Raw genomic sequence first — 9,092 nt, 5'->3', positions numbered from 1 at the left:
CTCGGGGGTGGGGCACGTGCTGGAGCTGGCGAGGAGGCCGGTGATGGCGACCCACTCCTCGGCCCGCGCGCTCCGCGACCACCACCGCAACCTGACCGACGACCAGATCCGCGCCGTCGCCGCCACCGGCGGCGTGGTCTGCGTCAACTTCGTGCCGAGCTTCCTTGCCGCGGACCCCGCGGAGTTCACCGTGGACCGTCTGGTGGACCACATCGAGCACATCGCACAGGTCGGTGGCATCGACCACGTCGGCCTCGGCCCGGACTTCATCCGCGAGGTGCTGACCGACGTCACACCTCCGTGCTGCGAGGATCTCGGATACGGCGAGATCGCCCCCCTGGCCGTCCTGCCCGGGCTGGCCGGCCCGAGCGGCCTGCCCCTGGTCACCGACGCCCTGCTCAAGCACGGCTTCGCCGACGAGGAGATCGTGAAGATCATCGGCGGCAACGTCCTGCGGCTGTTCCGCGCGGAGCTGGGACGACCACGGTGAACCTGGACGTCATGCTTGAGGACCTGGAGGAGCTCGTCGCGTGCGAGTCGTTCTCCGCCGACCACGAGGCGGTGGCCCGTAGCGCCCGGGTGGTCGCCGACCAGGGGTTCAGGAGGCTCGGCGCACGCCCCGAGACGATCGTGATCGGCGGGGTCACCCACCTGCGGTGGACCTTCGGCACGCCCCGGGTCCTGCTGGTCGGCCACCACGACACGGTCTGGCCGCTCGGGACGCTGGCCGAGCGCCCCTGGTCGGTGGCCGGCGGGATCGCCCGGGGGCCGGGGGTGTTCGACATGAAGGCCGGGCTGGTGCAGGCGTTCCACGCGCTGGCCGCGCTGCCGTCGCCGGACGGGGTGTGCGTGCTGGTCACCGGCGACGAGGAGGTCGGTTCACCGTCCTCACGCGCGCTGATCGAGGAGTCGGCACGCGGCCGCGCGGCCGCGTTCGTGCTGGAGGCGAGCGCCGACGGCGGAGCGCTCAAGACGGCGCGCAAGGGTACGTCGGTCTACGAGCTCGTGGTGCGCGGAACGGCCGCACACGCCGGTCTGGAGCCCGAGAAGGGGGCCAACGCGGGGATCGAGCTGGCCCACCAGATCCTCGCCGTCACCGGGATCGCCGATCAGGTGAACGGTGGTCCTTCTGCCATGACGACGGCGGAGACGTCACCCGCCGCGACGCGCGGGCTGCCCCTCCTTCCGGGTCGGCGGCCGGGCTCCGCGGCACCGGGGACGCCGTTCGGCGCGACGGCCCCCGGCGACCCCGCAGGCCTGGGCCCGACCACCGTCACGCCCACGGTGCTGTCGGCGGGGACCACGGTCAACACCGTGCCCGCGCTGGCCCGCGTGTCGGTGGACGTGCGGGTGCCCACCCTCGCCGCGCAGGAGCGGGTGGACGAGCTGATGAGGGCACTGTCCCCCCGGCTCGCCGGAACCCGGCTGGAGGTGATCGGCGGCCCGAACCGTCCTCCCCTGGAGGAGGCCTCATCGGCCGGGCTGTTCGCCGTCGCCCGGCGGATCGCCGCCGGCCTCGGACTCGCCCCGCTCTCCGGTGTCGGAGTGGGCGGGGCCTCCGACGGCAACTACACCGCCGGAGCCGGCTGCCCCACCCTCGACGGGCTGGGCGCGGTGGGCGGCGGTGCCCACGCCGACAGTGAGCATGTGGTCGTGGCCGAGATGCCCGGCCGTACGGCGCTGCTGACCGGCCTGGTCCGGGCGATGCTCGGGTGAACGGCGTGGTGCTGCGCGAACTCCGCTCCATCGAGGAGCTGGAGGAGGTCTTCCGGCTGTTCGACGGCATCTGGCACCCCGATCCCGGCAGCGAGCCCATCACCGTCGAGCTCATGCGGGCGCTGTCACACGCGGGCAACTACGTGACCGGCGCCTACCAGGGCGACCGCCTGGTGGGCGCCTCGGTCGGCTTCCTCGCGGCCCCGGCCGGGCAGGTGCTGCACTCGCACATCACCGGCGCCGCCATCGGGCGCGGGATCGGATTCGCGCTCAAGCTGCACCAGCGCGGCTGGGCACTCGACCGGGGCCTGGATCGCATCACCTGGACCTACGACCCGCTGATACGCCGCAACGCCCACTTCAACCTGGTCAAACTCGGCGCCCGTCCCGAGAAGTACCTGCCGTCCTTCTACGGCGTCATGGAGGACGCGATCAACACCGGCGACGAGTCCGACCGGATGCTCGCCGTCTGGCGGCTGACCGAGCCGCGGGTACTGGCCGCCGTACGAGGCGAGCCGCACCGGCCGAAGATCCCGCCGGACGCGGTGACCGCCCTGGCCGAGTGCGACGGCCGCCCGGTCGCCGGACGGACCGACGCCCGGACGCTGCTGGTCGCGGTCCCGCCCGACATCGAGGCGCTGCGCCGCACCGACCCCGGCGCGGCCAAGGCATGGCGCCACGCCGTGCGCGACGTGCTGGGCACGCTGATGGGGGAAGGTGCCCGGGTGACCGGGTTCACCGGCGAGGGCCACTACCTCGTGGAACGGACCGTCTGACCGCCCTGACCGGCAAGGCCTGCGGCGGAAGGCCGGCACGGGCCGGGAGACCACCGGGAGCCGGCCGGCGGGGCGCTCGGAGAAGGACGCGGCGCGAGCCGCGCGACATCCTGTAACGGGGTCGCCTGACCGGCGACGCTATCGGAGGGAGACGCGGCGGAGGCCGCACACCATCATGAAGATCACTGGAATCGAACTGCGGCGGATCAGGATGCCGCTGGTCGCCCCCTTCCGCACCTCGTTCGGCACCGAGACCGAACGCGACGTACTGCTCCTGCGCGTCGTCACCCCCGACGCCGAGGGCTGGGGCGAATGCGTCGCCATGTCCCAGCCGCTCTACTCCCCCGAATACGTCGACGGCGCCGCCGAGGTCCTGCGCCGCTTCCTCATCCCCGCCCTGCCCGCCCACGCCGACGCCCACACCGCCGGCCGCGCCCTGCGGCCTTTCAAAGGTCACCGCATGGCCAAGGCCGCCCTGGAAACCGCCGTCCTGGACGCTCAGCTCCGCACCGGCGGCCAGTCCCTGGCCTCCTTCCTCGGCGCGGACACCGACCGCGTGCCCTGCGGAGTGTCGGTCGGCATCATGGACTCCATCCCCCAACTCCTCGACGCCGTCACCGGCTACCTCGACGAGGGCTACGCCCGGATCAAACTGAAGATCGAACCCGGCTGGGACCTCGCCCCCGTCCGCGCCGTCCGCGAACGTTTCGGCGACGATCTCCTGCTACAGGTCGACGCCAACGCCGCCTATACCCTCGCCGACAGCACCCACCTGGCCAAACTCGACGACTTCGGCCTGCTGCTCATCGAACAACCCCTCGCCAACGACGACATGCTCCAGCACGCCCGGCTCGCCACCCGGCTGACCACCCCCATCTGCCTGGACGAATCCATCGAATCAGCCGAACACGCCGCCGCCGCCATCACCCTGGGCGCCTGCTCGATCATCAACGTCAAACCCGGCCGGATCGGCGGCTACCTCGAAGCCTGCCGCATCCACGACCTGGCCCGCGCCCACGGCGTAGCCCTGTGGTGCGGCGGCATGCTGGAGACCGGCATCGGCCGCGCCGCCAACCTGGCCCTGGCCGCCCTACCCGGCTTCACCCTGCCCGGTGACACCTCCGCCTCCCGCCGCTACTACGCCACCGACGTCACGCCGCCCTTCGAGCTGCACGACGGCCACATCGGCGTGCCCACCGGCCCCGGCATCGGCGTCGACCCCGTCCACGACATCCTGGAGGAGGTCACCGTCTCCACCGAATGGATCACCATCTAGCGGGCGTTTCCCGCCTCAGTGGGAAGAGGAGTCGGTCGTGGCGCACGCCGCGGCCGGTCTTCGGCTTCCCCCGTTCCGGACGGGAGAGAAGCGGGAGACCGGCCGTCTCTCAGCTGCGCCTGAGGCGGGGCACCGCCTCAAGCAGGGAGCGGGTGTAGTCGTCCTGGGGCGACCCCACCACGTCTTCGGTCGCCCCCATCTCGACCAGCCTGCCCCGGTGCATCACCGCGACGACATCGGAGACGTACCGGACCACGGCGAGGTTGTGCGAGATGAACAGCATCGACAGCCCGAGTTCCGCGCGCAGCGAGCGGACCAGGTTGAGCACCGAGCCCTGGACGGAGACGTCCAGGGCGGAGGTGATCTCGTCGGCGACCAGCAGCTCGGGGCGCGCGCCCAGCGCCCGGGCGACCGCCACCCGCTGGCGCTGACCACCGGACAGCTCACGCGGATAGCGCCCCGCCAGCGAGACGGGCAGCGACACCAGCGACAGTAACCGCTCCGCCTCCGCCTGGCAGGCGGCGCGGGGCACACGGAGCCCCTCGGCCACCGACGCGCCCACGGTCATCCGCGGGTCGAGCGAGGCGTAGGGATCCTGGAAGATCATTTGGATCCGCCGCGGATCACCGCCGACGATCTCACCGGTGTACGGCACCAGCCCGGTCACCGCCCTGGCCAGCGTGGACTTACCCGACCCGGACTCCCCCACCAGACCGACGATCGCCCCGGCCGGGATCTCCAGCGTGACGTCGTCGACGGCGGTGAACGCGCCGAACCGCACCGTCAGATTCTTAATGATCATGAAGCCTCCCAGCAGGCGACCTGATGCGCCTTGCCGTACGGGATCAGGGGCGGACGCTCGGCACAGCGGTCGGTCGCCAGCTCGCAGCGGGCCGCGAAGGCGCACCCCCCGCCGACCTCGACGGGTGCGGGCTGATGGCCGGGGATGCTGGCCAGCGGCAGGGACCTGTCGGTGTCCATGTCGGGCAGCGAGGCGACCAGCGCGCGGGTGTAGGGGTGCGCGGCGCCGAAGGCCAGCTTCTCGACCGGCAGTTCCTCGACCACCCGGCCCGCGTACATCACCACGACCCGGTGGCACAGCTCGCCGACCACGGCGATGTCATGGGAGATGAACAGGGTCGCCGCGCCGGCCTCGCCGGTCACCTCGCGCAGTAGGCGCAGGATCTGCCGCTGCACGGTCACGTCGAGAGCGGTGGTCGGCTCGTCGGCGATGATCAGTCGCGGTGTGCCCATCAGGCCCATCGCGATCACCGCACGCTGCCTCATACCGCCGGACAGCTCGTGCGGGTGCTGCCGGGCCCGCCTGCCCGGCTCCGGAATGTGCACGTGCCCGAGCCGGTCCACGGCCCTGGTCAGGGCCTCGGCACGGCTCGCGCCCTGGTGCACGGTCGCCACCTCCGCGAGCTGCCCGCCGACCCTGAGCGCCGGGTTGAGCGAGGCCATCGGGTCCTGGAAGACCATCGCCAGCGACGTGCCGAGCAGCTTGCGGCGCTCCTGTTCCGGCAGCTCGCCGAGGTCGGCGCCACACAGCCGCAGCCGCGCCGCGCTCACCTCGCCCGGGTAGGGAACCAGCCCGCCGATCGCCGACGCGGTCAGGCTCTTGCCGCTGCCCGACTCTCCCACCAGGCCGACGATCTCGCCGGGCGCGACGGTCAGCGACAGCTCGCGCACCGGCGTCACACCGCCGGGGAAGGTGACGGTGAGGTCGCGCACCTCCAGTATCGCCTCCGGGTCGGGCTCGCCGGGCTCGGAGACGGCCTGCGGACGGGCCTTCCCCGCCGGTACGGCGGTGCGCGACGCGGCACGTGCCAGGGCGTCCCCCAGCAGGTTGAACCCGATGCCCGCGAGCGCCACCGCGACGGCGGGACCGAGAGCGACGGCCGGGGTGGCATAGATCCGGCCGAACCCCTCGAAGAGCAGCCGTCCCCAGTCGAATGACGGCGGTTGCACACCCAGGCCGAGGAAGGACATCCCGGCGAGCCCGAGAAGCGCGCCGCCCAGCACCTGGGCGAGATTGAGGATCAGCGGTTCGGCGATGTTGGGCAGGATGTGGCTCGTCATGATGCGCCGCCGGGAGACGCCGAGCATGCGAGCCGCCGAGACGTAGTCGGCTCCGGCCACCGAAGCGGCGAGTGTCTGGGTAAGCCGGGCGAACCCAGGCGCGATGGCCGCACCGATGCCCAGTACCGCCCCTCGCGCGCCGAGCCCCGCGATCACCGCGGTGAACATCGCGAGCAGCAGGCCGGGAAAAGCGACCAGCGCGTTGACCGTACCGGTGACCAGCCGCGCGGCGCGGTGGGGCAGCACCGCGGGCAATGCGCCGAGGATGATCCCGGCGGTCGCGCCGATGAGCGTGGCCAGCAGGGCGAGACCGAGGGAGATCCGCCCGGCGACCAGCACCCGGGCGAGGATGTCACGGCCCAGGTTGTCGGTACCGAGCGGGTGCGCGGCCGAGGACCCCTGGAGGATGGCCCCGGAATCGATGTACTCCGCCTCGGCGCCCCACAGCGGGGGCCCGACGATCGCCAGAACCACCATGAGCGTGACCAGGACGGTCCCGGCAAGCCCGGCGGGGGTACGCAGCAGGTGCCGCATCAACTCTCCTTCAGGGCGGAGGTGGGATCGAGCACGCCGAGCAGCAGGTCGACGCCGAGGTTCACCACCAGCACGATCGCGCCGTAGACGAGAATCACGCCTTGGGCGACCGGATAGTCCTTCTGCGTGATGGACTCCACGATCCGGAGTCCCAGGCCCGGCCAGGCGAAGACGTACTCGACGAGCACGCTCCCGGCGATCAGGCCGGCGAGCAGCAGTCCGCCCACGGTCAGGGTCGCGGTGAGCGTGTTGGGCAGGACGTGCCGGACGTACAGCCGTGCGGCGGGCAGTCGCTTGGCCCGTGCCAGCCGGACGTAGTCGGCGCCCAGTTCACGCAGCGTCTCCACCCGGGAGATGCGGGCGATCATCGCCGTGGGCGCGAGGGCCAGGGCGATGATCGGCAGAACGTAGGAGAGAGGCCCGGCCTGGCCCGCGGGTGGGAACCAGCCGAGTCCGATCGCGAACACGGTCACCAAGGCGATCGAGTAGAGGAATTCGGGGACGGCGATGGCCGTACCGGTCACCGAGGTGAAAGTCGCCTCGGTGCCCCGGTTGCGGCCGTTCTCGGTGCGGATCGCGGCCCACATGCCGAGCGGCACCGCTACGAGCAGGGCGACGGCGGTCGCGAGCAGGGCGATCGAGAGGGTGTTGGGGAGCCGGGCGGCGATGATCTCGCCGACCGGCTCCCCGCTGAGGAAGGATGTGCCGAACTCCCCTTTCAGCACGTCGCGGATGTAGGACAGCAGCTGGGACAGGATCGGCTGGTCCAGCCCGAGCGCCTCACGCCTGGCGGCGATCAGCTCGACCGGAGCGGTCGGGCCGAGCGAGGCGCGCACGGGGTCGCCTTGGATCAGGCGGATCATCGCGAAGGACGCGACGAGCAGCGCGGCCATCGAGACGGCGAACCGGACGACGTGCCGGAGCACGAACGCGCCACGTGCTCGGCCGGTGAGCATCCGCCCGCCGGCCCTCCGGCCCGCGGCGGGCGGGCGGGCATCGGACGGGCCGGAAGCGGGCGGGCGCGGGGAGTCGGCCATTCAGCCTGCCTCGGTCATCCGGATCGAGGTCGGCCAGAACATGCCGGCCCGCCTGTCGAACGTCGCGTTCTTGGCGGCGATCAGGGCGGTGGTGTCCACGACCGGTACCAAGTCGGCGTTTTCGAACAGCGCGGACTCCGATTCCCGCCAGAGCCCGCAGCTCTCCTCACCCGGCTTGAGCCCGGCCTCGGTGACCAGTTTCTCGTAGCGGGTGTTGGCCAGGTGAGCGAAGTTGCCACCCTTCGGCGCGGCCGGGCCGGACAGGAACCCGATGAGCTGCGAGGGCAACGTGACGTTGATCGGCAGCCAGACGACGTCCCAGTCCTGGGTGACGGTGAGCGACTCCGACAGCTTGGTTTCGATGACGCCGTTGAGCGTGACCTCGGCGCCCACCTTCTTCCACGCCGCGGCGAGGTATTCGACCGCGGCCTGCACTCCCGCCCCCATGGCGGTGGCGTAGAGCAGGCGCAGGGTCAGCTTCCGGCCGTCCTTGGCGCGGACACCGTCGGAGCCGGCCTTCCACCCGGCGGCGTCCAGCGCGGCGGCCGCGGCGGCCTCGTCGAAGGCCGGGACATGGCCGGTGACCGTGTCACCCTGACAGGGCCGCGGCTCATTGACCAGTCCGGTGATGGGACGGCCGGTGCCGCTGGAGGCGATCTTGGCGAGCTCCTTGACGTTGACCGCCTGGGTGAGCGCCTTGCGCACCGCCGGATCCTTCGCGGGGCGGCCGTCGCCCTGGTGGTAGAAGAACTGCCCGTTGCCCGCCGACTGGACGGACCTGCCGATCCCCGGGAGGGCCTCCAACCGCGTGCGGTCGGCGCCGTATATGACCGCGCCGTTGAGGTCGCCGGAGATCAGCATGTTGGCCGCCGTCTGCTGGTTCGGCACGACCTTCAGCACGACCCTGGCCGGTTGGCCGGGCTCCTTCGTGGTGGCGCCGCCGGGTCCCCACACGTAGTCCTCGCGCAGCTTGAAGGTGTAGTGATCGCTGGGCACCGCCTCCTCGAGCTGGTAGGGACCGGAGCCCGAGGTACCCCGGGCCAGCACGGAACGGTCCTTGATCCCCTTGCCGCAGACGATGAACATCAGCGGGGTGCTCTCCAGAATGAAGCTGAACGGTTTCGGAGTGGACAGCCGCACTGTTCCGGCCGCGTCGTCCGCCTCCGCCTTCATCCCCGTGGGGACGATCACGCCGTAGATGGATGACTTGGTGGCGGGGTCGGTGATGTGGTCGACGTTTGCGGCCACGTCGGCGGGGGTGAGCTTGGAGCCGTCGGAGCAGGTGACGTCCTTGCGGAGGGTGAAGGTCACCGAGTCGGGCTTGACGTCCCATTTCTCGGCGAGCCCGGGGAGGATCTTCCCGTCGGGCCCGTTGTGGACAAGCGTGTCGTAAGCGAACGACAGCAAGGTGTTGGTGACCGACAACACGGTGGTGGCCGGATCGAGTACACCGGGATCGCTGTTGATCGCGAGGGTGAAGGTGCCGCCGTCGGCGGGTTTTCCCGGCTGGGTGCCCGCCGGGCCGCCGCACGCGGCTGCGAACAGGCTGAGGGCGCCGAGCGCGGCCGCCGCTCCCGTGTTTCTCATGAGGACTCCAGGAAGCTGGGGTGATGCCCCACATTTGCCGGTTCCCGGCGATCCTTCTTCGTCCCCGCTCACAAAAAGCGGGCG

Annotated in this window: 8 protein-coding genes; 4 read left to right on the top strand and 4 right to left on the bottom strand. The window is 71.6% G+C overall.

Going from position 1 to position 9,092, the window contains the following annotated elements; all coding sequences use genetic code 11:
• The 4 genes from ABZU75_RS31425 to menC form a co-directional block, all read left to right on the top strand.
• The coding region (locus ABZU75_RS31425) for a membrane dipeptidase (protein ID WP_355562025.1) at positions 1 to 490 on the top strand (490 nt) is incomplete at its 5' end.
• Complete coding sequence (locus ABZU75_RS31420; protein WP_355562022.1) at positions 487 to 1,716, top strand: M20 family metallopeptidase; 1,230 nt, start codon at positions 487 to 489, stop codon at positions 1,714 to 1,716. The genes ABZU75_RS31425 and ABZU75_RS31420, both read left to right, overlap by 4 nt.
• Positions 1,713 to 2,492, top strand: coding sequence for a GNAT family N-acetyltransferase (locus tag ABZU75_RS31415; RefSeq protein ID WP_355562019.1), 780 nt, complete (start codon positions 1,713 to 1,715; stop codon positions 2,490 to 2,492). The genes ABZU75_RS31420 and ABZU75_RS31415 overlap by 4 nt, the downstream gene beginning before the upstream one ends.
• Positions 2,493 to 2,667: 175 nt before the next feature.
• A complete protein-coding gene (gene menC / locus ABZU75_RS31410; RefSeq protein ID WP_355562016.1) occupies positions 2,668 to 3,768 on the top strand; it encodes an o-succinylbenzoate synthase in 1,101 nt (366 codons plus the stop codon).
• 109 nt (positions 3,769 to 3,877) lie between these two features.
• On the opposite strand, the gene ABZU75_RS31405 is transcribed toward menC, so the two are convergent.
• The 4 genes from ABZU75_RS31405 to ABZU75_RS31390 are packed head-to-tail and all read right to left on the bottom strand — an operon-like array spanning position 3,878 to position 9,008.
• Complete coding sequence (locus ABZU75_RS31405; protein ID WP_355562013.1) at positions 3,878 to 4,570, bottom strand: ATP-binding cassette domain-containing protein; 693 nt, start codon at positions 4,568 to 4,570, stop codon at positions 3,878 to 3,880.
• The gene (locus ABZU75_RS31400; protein ID WP_355562010.1) at positions 4,567 to 6,384 is read right to left on the bottom strand and encodes a dipeptide/oligopeptide/nickel ABC transporter permease/ATP-binding protein; all 1,818 of its coding nucleotides are present in this window, start codon (positions 6,382 to 6,384) and stop codon (positions 4,567 to 4,569) included. Before ABZU75_RS31400 ends, ABZU75_RS31405 begins: the two co-directional genes overlap by 4 nt.
• A complete protein-coding gene (locus ABZU75_RS31395; RefSeq protein WP_355562007.1) occupies positions 6,384 to 7,421 on the bottom strand; it encodes an ABC transporter permease in 1,038 nt (345 codons plus the stop codon). Before ABZU75_RS31395 ends, ABZU75_RS31400 begins: the two co-directional genes overlap by 1 nt.
• A complete protein-coding gene (locus tag ABZU75_RS31390) occupies positions 7,422 to 9,008 on the bottom strand; it encodes an ABC transporter substrate-binding protein (protein WP_355562005.1) in 1,587 nt (528 codons plus the stop codon). It abuts the gene before it with no gap.
• Positions 9,009 to 9,092 lie beyond the last annotated feature (84 nt).

This window comes from Streptosporangium sp. NPDC005286 (genome assembly GCF_040607515.1).
Taxonomy (GTDB): Bacteria; Actinomycetota; Actinomycetes; order Streptosporangiales; family Streptosporangiaceae; genus Streptosporangium.
The sequence above is the reverse complement of the archived record's forward strand: the minus strand, read 5'-3'. Positions and strand labels throughout refer to the sequence as shown.